General features: G+C 53.2%; 10 protein-coding genes. 4 read left to right on the forward strand and 6 right to left on the reverse strand.

The window, feature by feature from the left end; genetic code table 11:
• Nucleotides 1–22 precede the first annotated feature (22 nt).
• Nucleotides 23–3328: an ankyrin repeat domain-containing protein gene (locus DW350_RS08605; protein ID WP_115718472.1), complete on the reverse strand. Its 3306-nt coding sequence runs from the start codon at nucleotides 3326–3328 to the stop codon at nucleotides 23–25.
• A gap of 680 nt (nucleotides 3329–4008) precedes the next feature.
• On the opposite strand from DW350_RS08605, the gene DW350_RS08610 reads away from it, so the two are divergent.
• Both DW350_RS08610 and DW350_RS08615 read left to right on the forward strand, forming a co-directional pair.
• Nucleotides 4009–5241, forward strand: a complete 1233-nt coding sequence (locus DW350_RS08610; RefSeq protein WP_115718473.1) for a glycosyl hydrolase — start codon at nucleotides 4009–4011, stop codon at nucleotides 5239–5241.
• A gap of 56 nt (nucleotides 5242–5297) precedes the next feature.
• Nucleotides 5298–5819, forward strand: a complete 522-nt coding sequence (locus DW350_RS08615; RefSeq protein ID WP_115718474.1) for a DUF2059 domain-containing protein — start codon at nucleotides 5298–5300, stop codon at nucleotides 5817–5819.
• 46 nt (nucleotides 5820–5865) lie between these two features.
• On the opposite strand, the gene DW350_RS08620 is transcribed toward DW350_RS08615, so the two are convergent.
• The 4 genes from DW350_RS08620 to DW350_RS08635 form a co-directional block, all read right to left on the reverse strand.
• Nucleotides 5866–9186 (reverse strand): ankyrin repeat domain-containing protein, encoded by a 3321-nt coding sequence (locus DW350_RS08620; RefSeq protein WP_115718475.1) that lies wholly within the window; start codon nucleotides 9184–9186, stop codon nucleotides 5866–5868.
• Nucleotides 9187–9412: 226 nt separating this feature from the next.
• The gene (locus DW350_RS08625; protein ID WP_115718476.1) at nucleotides 9413–10237 is read right to left on the reverse strand and encodes a hypothetical protein; all 825 of its coding nucleotides are present in this window, start codon (nucleotides 10235–10237) and stop codon (nucleotides 9413–9415) included.
• Nucleotides 10237–11088 carry an ABC transporter ATP-binding protein gene (locus tag DW350_RS08630; protein ID WP_115718477.1) on the reverse strand — a complete coding sequence of 284 codons (852 nt, stop codon included), beginning with the start codon at nucleotides 11086–11088 and terminating at the stop codon, nucleotides 10237–10239. The genes DW350_RS08625 and DW350_RS08630 overlap by 1 nt, the downstream gene beginning before the upstream one ends.
• Nucleotides 11072–11443 carry a GntR family transcriptional regulator gene (locus tag DW350_RS08635; protein ID WP_115718478.1) on the reverse strand — a complete coding sequence of 124 codons (372 nt, stop codon included), beginning with the start codon at nucleotides 11441–11443 and terminating at the stop codon, nucleotides 11072–11074. Before DW350_RS08635 ends, DW350_RS08630 begins: the two co-directional genes overlap by 17 nt.
• A gap of 227 nt (nucleotides 11444–11670) precedes the next feature.
• Between DW350_RS08635 and DW350_RS08640 the strand changes: the two genes are divergently transcribed.
• A complete protein-coding gene (locus tag DW350_RS08640; RefSeq protein WP_115718479.1) occupies nucleotides 11671–12996 on the forward strand; it encodes an SLC13 family permease in 1326 nt (441 codons plus the stop codon).
• On the opposite strand, the gene DW350_RS08645 is transcribed toward DW350_RS08640, so the two are convergent.
• On the reverse strand, nucleotides 12993–13940 hold the full coding sequence (locus tag DW350_RS08645; protein WP_115718480.1) for a DUF3187 family protein: 948 nt from the start codon (nucleotides 13938–13940) through the stop codon (nucleotides 12993–12995). The genes DW350_RS08640 and DW350_RS08645 overlap by 4 nt on opposite strands.
• A 381-nt stretch (nucleotides 13941–14321) precedes the next feature.
• Here DW350_RS08645 and DW350_RS08650 point away from each other — a divergent pair, with 381 nt between their 5' ends.
• Nucleotides 14322–15302, forward strand: a complete 981-nt coding sequence (locus DW350_RS08650; RefSeq protein WP_192954860.1) for a 2-dehydropantoate 2-reductase — start codon at nucleotides 14322–14324, stop codon at nucleotides 15300–15302.
• Nucleotides 15303–15307: the final 5 nt, after the last annotated feature.

Below are 15307 nucleotides of genomic sequence, written 5' to 3' on the forward strand. Positions count from 1 at the left end.
CTTTTTCGTTGTTAACCGCCCCTTAGTTGGCAGGGCCCCTGGCCGAGGCCAACTGCATCATGCCAATACAATCTTGCATGTTGCGCTGGGTGGCGATCGCCAGTGGCGACTCACCTTCGGCGTTTTCCCTAAGCGGGTCGCTACCGCTCAGTACCAAGGTCATAATGGTTTGCTTTATGTGCTCGTAGTCGGTTTTTTCGCCGTTAAAGAAGGTGGCAACGTGCAGCGGCGTGTTGCCGTTGCTGTCTAGGGCATTGGTATCACAGCCTTGCTGGCAGGCCGCTTTTATCAACTCGGTATTGCCGTGGTAGGCGGCTAGGTGCATTGGCGTAATACCGTATTCATTAGCCTTATAGGGCAATTGATACTGCTTTTGTAATTGCTCAAACCAGGCGCAGGCAAGGGCGTGGTCACGGTGCTCGGCCACGGCGTGCAAGAGGTTATTGCCGTGCTCGTCCACTTCCTTGGCGGCGCTGGCAAGGTCAAGGTATTTAAGCAGTGCTTGCTGCGCTTCACTATCGGCGTGGCGCAGGGCAAAACGCAGTGCCGACTGCTGGCCACTGTTCACTGAGGCGCCAAGTTTTAGTAGTGCCGGCAACAGGTTATGCATGCCATTTAGCAGGCACAGCATCAGCGGCGTATGGCCTTGGTGCTGGGTGCCTTTGTTGATATCGCTGCCGGCGGTTACCAGCAAGCGGATAAGGTTTAGCAGGTTTTCGCTAATGGCCGCGTGCTGCTCGGCCTCATCCAATTCGCTTAAATCAAGCTCGGCGGCGTTTGGCTCCCAAATGGCGCGCAGCAGCGGCGTAAAACCGTTGTTGTTGTAATCATCAACGCGGGCACCACGGGCCAACAGCGCTTCGGTTTGCTGGGTGGCGCCCATGGCGGCGGCAAGGTGCAGCGCCGAGTCGCCATCGTCATCTACGGCGTTAATGTCAGCGCCAGCGTCAAGCAGCAGGTCCATGGCTGCCAATTTTTTTGCCATCGGCTGGTTACGGTAGAAAATCACGTATTGCAGTGGCGTAAGCTGCTGCATGCCGCCGGTCACATCAAGGGCGGCGCCTTTTTCAATCAGATAGCGCATCAGCTCAACATCTGAACTCATGGCGGCAAACAGCAGCGGCGTAGCTTTGGTGGCCTCGTTGGTTTCGGTTACATCCAGCTGGCCTTTGCTGTCTAGCAGTTTGAGGTACTCAAGCAGGCGCTCTTTTGCCAGCGACACCCGGCCGTTTAGCAAAAAGTGCACGTAATGCTCGCCGTTAAGGCTAACCGGCTGGTGCGGATCAGCGCCGTGGTCTAACAGCATTGCCACCGAATCAATGTCGTCGTTGTAGGTGGCCAGCTCCAGCGCACTGAGCTCGCGGCGCAGGCCGTCGTCTCGGGGCACATCGGCTTTCACTTCCCGCACCAGGGTGGCATTAACGTCTGCGCCCATTTCCAGCAATACCGGCAGCACCGTTTTTGCTTCTTCGGCGCCCTGTTCGTTCAGTAGCAACAGCAAGGCGTTAAGCTCGTCGCCGGTAATAGCGTCGTGGTTACGGCGGGTGCGGGTCAGGCGTTTATTAATGTCTTTGCTAAAGCGCAGCAGTTTGATTAAACAACCGGTGGCGATATTTTGTTGAAACGCCGAAATTAACGGATCGCCAGACAGTTCGCTGTCAATGTCGAGATCGGTTATCTCTTCTAGCAGCGGGCTGATGTCACCGCCTTCGTTGGCGTTAAAGCACCAGTAGCTAATGAGGTTGCCGGGGGTGTCGTCCAACACCTGGTTATTAATGTCCCACCCTACGGTCATTAGCACGCGGGTTAGGCGCATAAAAATGCTGTCTTCCGGTACGTGATAGACAATTTCTGCCAGGGTTTGGTGGCTATCAAAATGGCGGCAGTTAGAAAAGTTGTAATAAAAGGGTTGGGCCAGCGGCAGTTCCTTACCATGGCTTTGGTAGAGCCGGTACAGCCTGGGCAGCAAGGTTTCGACTTCTTCAACGCTGTAGCGCCCGCCAGAAGGCTTGGCGGTAAAGAGCTTGGTAAAGAGGGTGGATTGGTCTTTTTCTGCAAAGTCCAAATCGGCGCCGCGGTCCGCCAGTAGCGAGGCTGCGTCCAAATGTTGATACCACACCGCCATTAAAAAGGCCGAATAACCGTGGCTTTCAATGGCGGCGCCGTTATCCAGTAACCAGCGTACCAAGGCTTCAGCGTTTTCAATCAGGTGGTAGCGGGCCACCAGGCTTTGCAGCGCTGTGTGCTCGCGGCCATACCAGATGGCGGTGGCGTTAATGTCGGCACCTTTTGCCAAAAGCGCCTTGAGGGTGCGAATTTTGCTGTCAAAGGTCAGTTTGCTGGCGGTGGCGATTTCCACAAAGTTCTGGTGCACCAGCGCCGAGCCGGGTTCCAAGTCGTCAATCACCAGCAGGTATTCACTGACCGGGTAAAACAGCAGGGTGATGGGTAGGCCAAGGTTAAGTGTTTTGTTGATCTCTAAAAGATTCTGGCGCGGCCCTTCTTCGCTGTAATTTGTATAGGTGAGGTAGGGCAGCACATAGGGCAGTTCGCTCGCACTTAGGCGCATGCCCAAATCCATAAGCGACATAAAGCTGATAAAACGGCCTTCCCGAAGGGCGATATAGGGCACCGAATCAAAGCCATCGTCTGGGCCTTGGGGTGTTTGCCAGCTAAAACGGTCATCTTCCATCAGCGCTTGCAAAATAAACTCAAAGGCCGGGCGCAGCGGCGCGCTGGGGTCGAAAGCATCGGCTATTTGCGGGTTGGCAAGCGCTTGGCAAACCGGGGTAGCCCTTTGGTTTTTGCCAAGATTCACGTCGGCGCCAAGGGCCATTAGCGTGTTAACGGTGTTGACCTTTGGCCTAACCTCTTTGTTACCCAAATAAAAGGCCAGTGCTGTTAGGCCGGTGTTGCGTTCATCAATGGCATTAATGTCGCAACCGGCTGCCACCAGCGCCTCTAGGTAGTCGGCAGACACTTTCGAAAATTGCAGCACAAAATGCAAAACCGGCAGGCCGTCAATGTAGTCGGGCAGCTCAAAACCGCGGCTTAAGAACAATTCGAGTATGGGTACCGACAAGCTGGCAACCACTTGTTCCATCACTGGCTGGCCGGGGCGCTTTGCACCGCTACTGGCGTCGACACCGGCATCAAGCAGCATTGCTGCTACTTCGGCTTGGCCAAACATGATGGCAAAGTGCAGCAGGCCAAGGCCTTCATGGTCGGTGGCGTTGTAGTTGTTATCGGCGTCCAGGCGTGACTGCAAGGCAGCAACGTCGCCGCTGCGAACATAGGCCTTAAGGGACGTAAAGGGGGTCAAAAGCATCGATACTCCATTCGCTTTGCAATTGGTTAGCGCGAAAAAATGGTCTTACAGCACAAAGGCGTTAGCCTTTCGCCAGCTTATTCGGTCAATCAAAATGAATTTAGTCGGCAACACCTGAAAACGTGAAAGGCAGGGCTATTACTTGTCATCCGTTGACACCGAGTGTAGCTATGCGCCAAAGGCGCGCTTTTTAATTAATGCCGCCATGTTAGCGTACTGAATCTGACAATAAACCCAACACCCTTTAGGCAAATAGGGAAATATTGTTAATAGCGGGCAGCGCTTCGCCAGCCGCTATGATGTTGTGGCGATTTTTTATACAAAAAGGTAAAGGTTGGAGCCGGCCTTGTATAAAAATCAAAAGGCATAGATAAGCCCATCACCAAAGCTTATTTTATATTACGGCGGCATTAACCAATAATGGGCGGACACCAAGGACTATCAAAATAAAAAGAAACTTGGTGAGGTTAAACATTGGCTGATAGCCACGGTTTTTAGCCGTTATTTTTTTGTGTGTAACACCCTGTTTAGCGACCGTTTTTAAGCCGTGCTTAAATACATTTTAGTGGCAGGAAATTAAAACCATTTAAAAGGCTTTCGCCAAAATTTAGTGTTGGCTTATTTGCCATTGTCGTCATTGCAAAGCTGTTGCATAAAACCGCCATTAACTGGAGGGTTCTATGCGTTTATTGGTATTACTTTTTGTGTTTTTATTTTCGTGGCCGGCATTTTCAGATGATGCGCTTTCTGAAAAAAGAGGCTTGGGTTCCACTAACACCGAAGCGGCTGATTTAGCGCTAATGAGCGGTAAAATTGCCTGGTGGTATAACTGGTCTGCCTTGCCCGGTAATTATGTTGGCAGTGATTACAGCCAATATGGTGTTGAATTTGTGCCCATGGTTTGGGGCACCAGTCTTGACGAAAATGCCCTTCGCAATTATTTGAGTATTCACCCTGAGGTAAAATACATCTTGGGTTTTAATGAACCCAATTCAGCCGGTGAAGCTGATTTAACGCCGCAGCAAGCTGCTGATAATTGGTACAAAATTGAAAACATTGCCGACGAATTTAACCTAAAAATTGTCGCCCCGGCCGTTAATTACAGCGCCGGGGGTGTTGATATTCCCGGTACCGACGATGACGGCAATCCCTTTGCCTACCTGGATGCCTTTTTCGCCGATTGCAGTGATTGCCGGGTCGATTACATTGCCGTGCATGCCTATATGTCAGACCCAAGCTATGTCGAACAGTACCTGGCACAGTTTTATAGCCGTTACGGCAAACCAATTTGGCTAACCGAGTTTAACCTCAGCAAAGGAGACAATACCGAGACCATCGAACAGCAGATGGATTTCTTGGCCGAAATGACCCGCTGGTTAGAAAACCAAAGTTATATCTTCCGCTATGCCTGGTTTATTGGCCGCACCAGCGGTGGCGCCAGTGCCGCGCCCTATGTGGATATTCTGGGCGATGCCGGGCAGTGGACGGCATTAGGCACCCTGTATGGTGGTATTCCCGGGCCCGATTACCGCTTTGATTTGCCAATGACCATTCAGGCAGAACACGCCCATAGCATCAGTGGTTTTCACCACCGGGTAACCACCGACACCAATGGCAACCCTGTGGTGCAGCTTTTCTCTGATGCGGTAGGGGCAACCATGCAATTTCATGTGCATTCCGATAGTGAAAAAGCCTACAACTGGACCTTAAATTACGCCTCTGGCGGCGATGCGCAAATTGCCATTCAGGTGGACGACGACGCCTGGCAAACGGTAACCCTGCCCGACACCGGCATGCAGTATTTTTGGAGCACCATTACCCAGGCCGTAACCATTCCTGCGGGCGATCATTGGTTTAGAGTCAAGGTTACCAGTGGTACGCCGAATTTTGATTGGATGACCTTTAGTGACTGATGAGATGGCTCTGTTCTGTGATAACCTCAGCGAAGGTTAAAAAAGGAAGGATACTAATGCGCAACCTTATTGCGATATGCCTGATGGTAATGGCTTTTACTGCCCACGCTGACCAAAACAGCAAACAGCAAAAAATTGACCAGCTGGTTAAGCTGATGCACATGGACAAAATGGTCGATGCCATGACCGGTTCCATGGAGCAGATGATGGGGAATTTATCCCGTCAATTGGGAGTAAAACCGTCTGAACAACCGATTTTCGATCGTTATCATCATAAAATGATGGCGCTAATGAAAGAGGAAATGAACTGGCAAAAAATGGAGCCGATGGTGGCTTCCATTTACGATAAGAACTTTACCGAAAAGCAAATTGACGACATGGTGGCCTTTTATAAAACCGATACCGGCCAAACCATTTTGAAAAAAATGCCAGAGGTGATGAAAGAATCTATCGAAGCCTCACAAACCATGGCAAAAGATATGCTGCCTAAGCTGCGGAAAATTAGCCTGGAGCTTAAAGACGAGCTAACGAAAGCCCGGCAAAAAGACACCGACCAAGCTGGCGCTAACCAAAAATAACGCGCCGAAGCCTAAAAAGAAAACCCCGGCTTGCCGGGGTTTTTTGTTAGTTAAAGGTTTTTCCTACCCCGGCCAGTGTCATCAACTGCAAACACTGGTTTAGCTCAAGGTCGGCGGCCATTTGCAGCGGTGTTTCACCATCTTGGTTCACCAGCCGCGGGTCGCTACCGGCGGTGATGAGCAAGCTAACGGTAGCCAACAAGCTGTCGGTTTCCGCAATGGGTTCTGAGGAGCTCAGCAGACAATGCAGCGGTGAATAGCCGTGCACATCTTGCAGGTTTACATCTGCCCCCAAATCGATGCAAAGCCGCACCAGGGCTTCGTTGCCGGCAAAGGCAGCGTAATGCAGCGGCGTTTGTCGCTTGAGGTTGACCGTGAACGGTAAATCAAAGCGCTCACGCAGTTGGATAAAGCGTTGGGTCATTTCCTCTGGCTCAACCTGGGCCCAGGTGCAGTAATGCAACAGGTTGTTGCCTTCGTTGCTTGGGATCTTGGCAAGCGTTGCGGCTTCGGGCAGCGCCAGCACAAAGTCCAGGACCTCGGTACTTGGCATCATCACCGCCAGCGCCAAGGCCGTGCGGCCCTGGTTGTCAACGCTGTCAACATTGGCACCCAGGCGCAGCAGGGTTTCCAGCAAATGCAGATGGCCAAAACGTACCGCCGCTAACAACGCGGTAAAGCCGTTGGGTTCGGCGGCAACGTTAAGGTCGGCACCGGCTTCTGCCAGCCGTTCAATAATGCGGCCTTTAAGTTCTTGGTCCATGTCTTGGTCTGGCCATTCGCGCTCTACCACATCGGGGTAGGTGTCGTAGTTGTAATGGCCGGTTACCGCTTTATAGACCGCCGTTTCCTTTTGTTCGTTGCCAAGATTTGGGTCAACCTGCCTTTCTAATAACGCCATTATCACGGTTTCGCAGCCGTAGCGGGCGGCGCTCATCATCACCGTTTCCTGGTCGGTATCAAAGACGTTAGGGTCAAGGCCTTCATCGAGCATCATTTCCATCAGCTCGCGGCGTTTATCTTTATTGGGCCGACAGGTATTGGACGTGATTTTGTGCAGCAGGCCGCTGTGGTCAAAGCCGCCAATAACGTGCGGGTCACCGCCTTTTTCCAACAAAAAGCGGGCGCAATTGGCAAGGCCGTGGCCGGCGGCCAGCATCAGGGGCGTGGTGGCAGGGTTGTGCAAATCGGTCTGGTTTGGGTCCAGCTCGCCGCGGCTATCAAGTTCTTTTAAAAAGGCCAAAACCATGTCGTCTTTATTGCCGGCCTTGCGGCCCAGCAAAAAGTGCACAACGGTTTCGCCATGCTTGTCTACGCGTTGATGCGGGTCTGCGCCGCGGTCGAGTAGCAGCTTGAACACCTTCAGGTAGTCATTGCTGGTGGCATGTTCCAGCAAGGTGCGTTCAGTGCGCAGGCTGCCGTCGTTGGGGTAGGCGCGTCTGAGTTCTTTTTTATCGAGAATCGACAAATCAATGCCGGCGTCGATAAACCAGTTTAATACCTCTACCACGTAGTCTTCTTCGCTATAGATAGCGTGATGCTCTAGCACCAGCATCGGGTAGCTAAGGGTTTGGTTGTCAGAGCGCAGGCCGTTGATTTTCCGGGTAAAGGTTTGGTTGATGTCGTCCAGCTTTAACGCCAATTGGCCGATGGTATTAACGCTAACCCCATTCATGATGGCCCAGCGCAGGGCATGGCCCGAGGCCTCTTCACTGATATCAAGCTCCGGGTGCGCCTGTAAAAACTCGCTGATGTCGTCACCGAATCTCGCCGAAAAACACCAGTGATTAACCAAATGGCCAGTTTCGCCTTTGTAATCAAAGCTTTTGTTGATGGGCCAACCAATGTCGATAAGGGCTTCGGCGACCGGTATAAAGCGGACCGGCCGCATATGAACAACCCGCTCTATCAGCGACAAGTGGCTGTCAAGCGGCCAAGGGTTATCAAAACTCATCCGGGTTTTCTGCTCCAGCGGCAGTTGTTGGCCCTGAGCTTTATAAATGGCGCTTAGTCGCCGCAAATTACTGGCAAGGGCGGTGCCACTGAACTGGCGGTGGCCGGGGTCGGGGGTCACTAACCGCGACAGCAAGGTGGCGCCGTCACTCTCGGTAAAGAACAGGTCGGCGCCCTTATCGGCCAGAATGCTGACCAGCATGTCTTGTTTAAACCACAGCGCAATGTGCAGGGCAGAGCGGCCATGGCACTCAATTTTGGCGCCGTTGGCCAGCAGCCAATCCAGGATCATCTGGTTGTGCTCGATATTGTCAAAGCTGGTGGCGAGCAATTGGATGGGGGTTAGCTGCAAACCGTAATGCTGGGCCTGGGCGTTAATATCGGCGCCGTTTTTTAAAAGCAGCTCAAGGTAAGCCAGTTTTTGTTTTCGCTCAAAACCGTTACCGGTCACCAAATTATGAAAAGCGATGGTCATGTCGGGCGAGTCGGCATTGAGGCTTTCGAGCTTGTCGGTAAAGGCGCGGCCAGAGAGCAGGAAAATGCTTAGCGGCAGGGCTAATTGGTGGCGCTCGTTGGCACTGATGAGCCGGGCAACTTGGCCATTGTTAAAGCAGGCATCATCAAGGGCGATGCGGGCCTCTTCGCGGTCTTTGTCATCTAGGGGGATGCCAAATTCGGCTAGCTTAACAAAGCTTTCATAGCGCTCGCGCTTAAGGGCCATGTCAACCAGCGAATAAAAGTTACTGGCGGTTTCAAAGCGGATGTCGAGCTTTTGGCCACCGGCGAGCAGTACCTCAACAATATCGCTAAGGCCAGCTTTACGGGGGTCGCTATCGGCAATGCGTGAATTTTGCATGGCCTGGGATATCGGTAACATGCTGGGGCGGCTGGCCTTGTTAACATCGGCGCCCAGTTCAATCAGCCACTGCGCGCCCACCGGGTGAATGTTAATGTCGGGCTCGTTGCTGCCAAGGTAAAACGCCAGCGCGGTTTTGTCGGTGGCGCGCTCGTCTATCAAGTTGATATCAAAGCCTTTGTCAACGTAAAACGCCAAATGCTCTTTAAGGAGATCCCCAAGCCTTAACAGGTGATGCAGCAGTGGCAAACCGTTGATGTAGTCGGGGAGGGCAAAGCCGTGGTCGATAAAGACTTGGGCAAGGGGCAGATCCAGGCGGTTGACCACCCGCACCATAATCGGCTCGCCGTATTCGCTGCCGGTGTCGGGGTTGCAACCAAGGGAAAGCAGATAGGCGGCAACGTCGGCGCGGCCATGTTCAATGGCGTAGTAAAGCGGGGCATGGCCGTCGCTGTCGGCTTGGTTGCAATTATCGGCGGTGATGGTGTCTTTGATTTTGGCCAGTGATTGGCTACGAATAAGGCGCTCGGCGGCCGAGCCTCGATTAAAGAAAAACATAAACTCGTTTTAGGCTGTGCAAGACAAAAAAAGAGCCATAAGGCTCGGCATTACAGCAGTTGATGCTGTTAGACGGTTTTTATTCTCTACATCCATTGTTCACTTGCTAAGGCAGGCCAGCATCCTGCTGGCAAGGAGGCAACATTTTGTTGCCAGGGCCATTAACATGGCGTGACGCACCAATAAAGTCAACGCATCGCGCCATGTCTTGGCAGGCCTACGGCGGTTAGTCTTTAATCAGGCGTCGCCGGCGCACTTCAGCGCAAAGGCCCCAAAAGATAGCCGCCATCGCCAAGCCGCTTATCATGCTCCAGGTGGTGGAGAGCAGGGCGCCTGAGGTTACCCAGTTGGCACCTTGTCCCAGCATCGGTTGGCCAATCAGGCTGCCTAACACCATCAGGATCTCCTTGGTCATTTGTCCAAACAGCAACTGGCTGACGGGGTGGCCGTTTAACAGCAGACTTTCGCCAATGAAAATGACAATAGGGCCTACCAGCATCCACAGCAGTGGCCGGTTGGTCAGTACCGACAGCAGCATCATGGCGCCGCTATAAGGGGCCATCAGTATCGACAGCCAAATAAAATGTTCGCCTTGCTGGGCCATGGTGGCCAGTACCTCGGGCCAGGTCATGTTGCCAAGGTGGGTAAGCAAGATGGCCACCGGCAGTTGTGCTAGCAGCCCGGCAAGGTAGCTGATGACAGGCAGTAGCACTAACGCCGTAGCTGCCTTGGCGGCAACGGTTTCGATGTCGCTAACCGGCAGTGAACGCCAAAACACAATGGAGCGGTCACGGCGCTCCTCAACAAAGCAATTGCCGCAGTAGGTAATGGCGGCAAGACCGGCGCAGAGGAAAAAGGGCAGTGCCAAAAAGGGCATTACCGGCAACCTTGGCGCCTGCACATTGCCACTAATATGAATGCTCACGGTGCCGTTACTGATAAAAAGCGCGCTCAGCAGCCAAATGGCCAAGGTCAGTGCCACCGGCATCCACAGTAAGGTTTTCTGATTTTCCCAATATTCTTTTAAAAGCAAGGTGCTAAAACGAGACATCAGGCAGCGCTCCCTACTTTGGCAACAAAGATATCGGCAATAGACGGCGCCACGGCCTGGCCCAGTGCGCTAACCTCAGCGGCACTTTTTTCAAAGGTCAGTAGATGGCCGGAAATGGTGCTTTTCTCGGCGATGGGGCCCAGGGCGCGGGCGCTTGCCAGTTGTTCAGCCGATACCTGCACCTGGCAGTAGTGGTTAGCCAACGCGTCGACGCTGCTGTCGAGCACAAAGCGGCCATTATGCAAAAACAGCACCCGGGTCAGAATATGCTCGATTTCTTCAACCTGGTGGGTGGTGATGATAATGGTGCGTTGATGGTCAAAGTAATCTTCCAACAAGCGCTGATAAAAGCCGCGGCGGTAGACTAAATCAAGGCCAAGGGTGGGTTCGTCCAACACCAGAATGTCGGCGTCAATGGCCATCACTAGGGCCAGATGGAGCTGGGTGACCATGCCTTTCGATAGGGCGCTCACCCGGGCTTTGGCACCAATTTGCGTGCTGGCTAAAATGGCCTGGCAGCGCTTGGCATCAAAGTTCGGGTGCACCCCTTGCATGTAACGAATAAGCTGGTCGCAGCGCATCCAGCGGGGCAGGCTGGCAACGTCGGCAATGTAGGCCACCCGTTTAAGCAACTTGGCGCGGTGAGCAATGGGTGACTGGCCCAGTACTTCCAGCTCCCCCTTGGCACTGTCGAGCCCTAAAATGGCGTTTAAAAGGGTACTTTTCCCGGCGCCGTTAACGCCCACCAGGCCTAAAATTTCGCCGCGTTTAACATCGAGATCCAGGTCTTGAAGTACCGGCTTTTGGCCGTAGTTTTTGCTCAAACCCCTGAGCTTAATCAGTGTGTCCATCGTCTTCTCCAAAACCGTCTTTAACCAAGGCCTCTACCGATAACCCCAGCCGTTTGATGTGCGCCTTAATATGTGGCCATTGCTGGTTTAAAAAAAGGGCACGCTCCTCGGTTAACAGCCGCTGTTTAGCGCCTTTTTTAACCACGCTGCCCTGGCCGCGGCGTTTTTCTATAACGCCGTTATCGGCCAGCTGCGCCAGTGCCCGCTGTACCGTTAGGGGGTTAATCTGTTGCTCGCCGGCGATTTGGCGAACGCTAGGCAAGGCCTGGCCCTCCGCTAAAGTGCCATCCAAAATGGCGGCGCTTATCTGTTGGGCAAGTTGCGCATAAATGGGGCTGCCTGAATGCCAGGGCATAAACCGTCTCTATTGGCTAACTGTGTTGGTGTTTTAACACAGTGCCTTTTGGCACACAAAGCGCCAAGCTTGGATGCTTTGTATCAAGGTATGTCGCCCGGGTTTTAACGGGCACTGCCACTTGGCGCATTACCGTGCCGTTAAGGTAACTTTTCTAAGATAACACTCGAATAACACGGGCTTTTTTGTCAGTATGATGGCCCCCAACGAAAACATAACAACTCATCATGATCTCTAAAGTGATTGCCGTACTGGCGGTGCTGGTCGGCCTGTTTTTGGTGATTGACGCGCCCTTTGACGGTCAGGTCAATGCGGGTTTGGCTATCTTGCTGGTTGCCGGTGTGTTCTGGATGACAGAAGCGTTGCCGGTAACCATTACCGCACTGTTGGTGCCGGTACTGGCCGCCTTGCTGCATGTACTTGATTTAAAAGCGGGCTTGGTTAATTTCGCCAATCCCATCATCTTCTTATTCCTCGGCGGTTTTGCCTTGGCCTCGGCCCTTAAAGAGCAAGGCCTTGATAGAGCCATGGCCTCAGCGGTAATGCGCTTGGCCGGTGGCCGTTTTTGGCTGTCGGTGTTGCTGCTGTTTATAACTGCGGCCTTTTTGTCGATGTGGATCAGTAACACTGCTACTGCGGCAATGATGCTGCCGCTGGTAATGGGCTTGCTGCGCCGCTTGGATAACGAGCCGTCCCTTGGCACCCAGGTGTTTGTGTTACTGGGGGTGGCTTATTCTGCCAGCCTTGGCGGTATGGGCACTCTGGTGGGCAGCCCGCCCAACGCCATTGCCGCTGGCTACCTGCACCAAGGCTTTGATGACTGGCTGAAAGTGGGTATGCCGATGGTTGCGGTGCTGCTGCCGCTGGCCTGGGTGGTATTGTATTGGCAGCTCAAACCCGAACTTGGGCAACGGGTTGAAGTGGTTAAAGAAAACTTCGAATGGACCCGCGGCCGGGTACTGACCTTGTTGGTCTTTGCCATCACCGTGGTGTGCTGGGTGTTCTCGTCTTTTATCGCCAAATCCCTTGGCGGCATTAAAGACTTTGATGGTTTGGTTGCGCTCAGCGCCACCGTTTTGGTTGGTGCTTTGGGGCTGTCATCTTGGAAAGCCATTGAGCGTGATGTGGACTGGGGCGTGCTGCTGCTGTTCGGCGGTGGCTTGACCTTGTCGGCGGTATTAAAAGCGACCGGCACCAGTGCCTGGCTGGCCGAAGGCCTCTCACATATTACCCAAGGCGCGCCGGTGTGGCTGCTTTATGGGGTGATTGCCACCTTTGTGGTGTTCCTAACCGAATTGGCATCCAATACCGCTAGCGCGGCGCTGTTGGTACCGCTATTTGGTGGTATTGCCAATGCGCTGGGCTTGCCGGTTGCCAATATGGCGGTGCTGATTGGTATTGCTGCGTCTTGCGCCTTTATGCTGCCGGTGGCAACGCCGCCCAATGCCATTGTCTTTGGCACCGGGCTTATCCGTCAGCGCACCATGATGCGGGTCGGCTTGTGGCTGAACCTGGTCAGTATTGTGGTGCTGACCATTGCCTTTGGTACCTAAAAGAACTGACGGTACGAAAAGGTAAAGGCGATATCGGCGCTGTTGTCATCGTTGATGGTGTTTTCCACCATGGCGAGCTCCAGCGCCTTTTTGTGCCATTGGTAACGGTAACCGAATAGCAGCTCATGCACGCCGTCACTTAACGGCCCAAGATCTTTGGCTTGGCCTTGGTGAAAAAGGTATTCGGCCAGCAAAACGTGGTGTTCGGTTAACAGATATTCGTAGCCGGCGGCGGCGCTAACCAAGGTATGGCGCATGGCGATAGTGGTATTGTCGTTCCAGTCTTGCTGCGTAATGCCCGCCATCAGGTGCAGTTTTTGTTTTGCCGACAATTGCGTGCTGTAGTTGAGCTGCATGCCACCGGCTTTAATGTCTTTTTCAAATTCGCCCCCGACCTTATTCCAAAAAATCCCCATCCCTAACGTCAGGGCGTTGCTCTGGTCGGCATAAAGCAAGCGCTCGGCATAGAAGGTGGCAATTTGGTCGAGGGTGGCACCGTTAAAGTGCTCGTCATCGACATTGGCTGACGGCACTATGATGCGGCTTTGGTGGCGAGGTACATCGGTGCGGCCATTCTGGCTGATATTAAAAAGGTCGTGAAAGCCAATGGTAAGGGAATCGAGATGGTTGTTGCCTACCCAGCGATACTGTAATTCACCCTCAATACGCCACTTGTCATTAATGGAATGGGCATAACGTAGGTCTGCATCATTCTGGTAGTAATCAAGGGTGTAGGCGCCCCTGTTATCAATGGCCCAGATGGAAGCCATGCTTAGGCCAACATTTAGCTCATCCGGCGCCCCTTCGGCGAGGGATGCATCGCGTAATTGGGGCGAATAGGAGCTGACTTGAAGGGGGGCCTGGGTTCTGACATTCAGTGGCCCAAAATCTTCGGCTAAGGCCGCAAAAGGAACTAGGGCTATCAACCCGTAAACGACTTTCATTTTATCCCCCTTCGACTAAAAGATGCCTTATGTACCATGCCTAGGGGGCCAAGCAAAATCCTTTTTATACATATAGTTACATGCTGTTTAGAACTAATGCATACCATTAACATTTGCAGCAAAACCATTTCCGTTGGTGACAAGCCCTTATCTTAAATAGCCAATATTAACGATGCTTGTTATTAACGGCTTTTGCTGTGAAACACTGCGTTTGATTGTGGCAATTCACCGGCCCAGCCATTGCTGGACGGTGTTTTTAGCTGCGGTTTTTCACGAAATTGTGCAAAGAGCGCGCTTTTGATACCTACCAGCCGGATTTGGCTATTTGCAGCAGCCCATCCCCTTGTTAGTCTGGCAAAAAACCGCTGTTAAGGAATGGGCGTGAGGACGGAGCAAAGCCGCGTCTTGGTGGCCGGAGCTGGCTGCATTGGCACCTGGCTTGGTGCCAAGTTACAGGCCAAAGGCGTAGTGGTGCACTACCTGGGACGGCAGGCCACTCAGGAACGCTTGGCCAATGGCCTTAAGATCAGTGGCCTTGGTGAAGCGATAAGCCTGGAAACACTCGAGGTGGTTACCCACAGTGAACGGGTTTATGACTGGGTTATTCTGGCCTGCAAACGCCAAGATACCCAGGCGCTGATAAGCCGGCTTGGTTTGGTACTAACCCGCAAGCCGACGCTGATTGTCGCGCAAAATGGCTTGGGGGCAGCGCAGCGCGCCGCCGATGTTAGCGGCTGCAGTGCCTTGCCTATTATGGTGCCCTTTAATGTGCATTGGTTGGCGCCCGGGCATTTGCATCAGGCTACCGGGGGCAGGGTGGTGGTGCCACGGGAGCTGGGGGTGTTTGCCAGTGCCTGGGATGCAGATACCACCACCGATATTGACAGCGTGCTGGCCGGTAAATTACTGCTCAACCTTAATAACGCTATCAATGGCTTATGCGGGCTGCCCCTGGCCCAAGAGCTCAGTCAGCAGCCTTTTCGGCAAGTGTTGGCGGCGGCGCAGCAAGAAGCGTTAAAGGTTTTTAAAGCCAAGGGCATTAAGCCGGCCAAGATGTTGGGCACGCCACCGGCGCTGCTGCCTTATATTTTGCGCCTGCCCGATAAAGCGTTTAGTCGCCTTGCCAAAGGCATGCTGGCCATGGACGTAGAGGCGCGCTCATCGTTGTATGACGATCTGGCCGCCGGCAAAGAAACCGAAATTGCCTACCTTAACGGCTGGGTTGTAAGAGAAGCCGACGCCCTTGGGCTGGCAGCGCCGGTGAACCGCCATTTGCTGCAACTGGTGCAAGACGCTGAACAAAAGGGCGCTGTTCCCGGCCTTGATGCTGGCCAATTGCTGCCCTTAAAAAAGCCCGCCTAGGCGGG

Source organism: Gallaecimonas mangrovi, from assembly GCF_003367375.1.
GTDB lineage: Bacteria > Pseudomonadota > Gammaproteobacteria > Enterobacterales > Gallaecimonadaceae > Gallaecimonas > Gallaecimonas mangrovi.

What these genes read in the sequence shown, in the direction of transcription:
- DW350_RS08605 (WP_115718472.1), bottom strand. Translation starts at nt 3,328, where the DNA reads ATGCTTTTGACCCCCTTTACGTCCCTTAAGGCCTATGTTCGCAGCGGC.
- DW350_RS08610 (WP_115718473.1), top strand. Translation starts at nt 4,009, where the DNA reads ATGCGTTTATTGGTATTACTTTTTGTGTTTTTATTTTCGTGGCCGGCA.
- DW350_RS08615 (WP_115718474.1), top strand. Translation starts at nt 5,298, where the DNA reads ATGCGCAACCTTATTGCGATATGCCTGATGGTAATGGCTTTTACTGCC.
- DW350_RS08620 (WP_115718475.1), bottom strand. Translation starts at nt 9,186, where the DNA reads ATGTTTTTCTTTAATCGAGGCTCGGCCGCCGAGCGCCTTATTCGTAGC.
- DW350_RS08625 (WP_115718476.1), bottom strand. Translation starts at nt 10,237, where the DNA reads ATGTCTCGTTTTAGCACCTTGCTTTTAAAAGAATATTGGGAAAATCAG.
- DW350_RS08630 (WP_115718477.1), bottom strand. Translation starts at nt 11,088, where the DNA reads ATGGACACACTGATTAAGCTCAGGGGTTTGAGCAAAAACTACGGCCAA.
- DW350_RS08635 (WP_115718478.1), bottom strand. Translation starts at nt 11,443, where the DNA reads ATGCCCTGGCATTCAGGCAGCCCCATTTATGCGCAACTTGCCCAACAG.
- DW350_RS08640 (WP_115718479.1), top strand. Translation starts at nt 11,671, where the DNA reads ATGATCTCTAAAGTGATTGCCGTACTGGCGGTGCTGGTCGGCCTGTTT.
- DW350_RS08645 (WP_115718480.1), bottom strand. Translation starts at nt 13,940, where the DNA reads ATGAAAGTCGTTTACGGGTTGATAGCCCTAGTTCCTTTTGCGGCCTTA.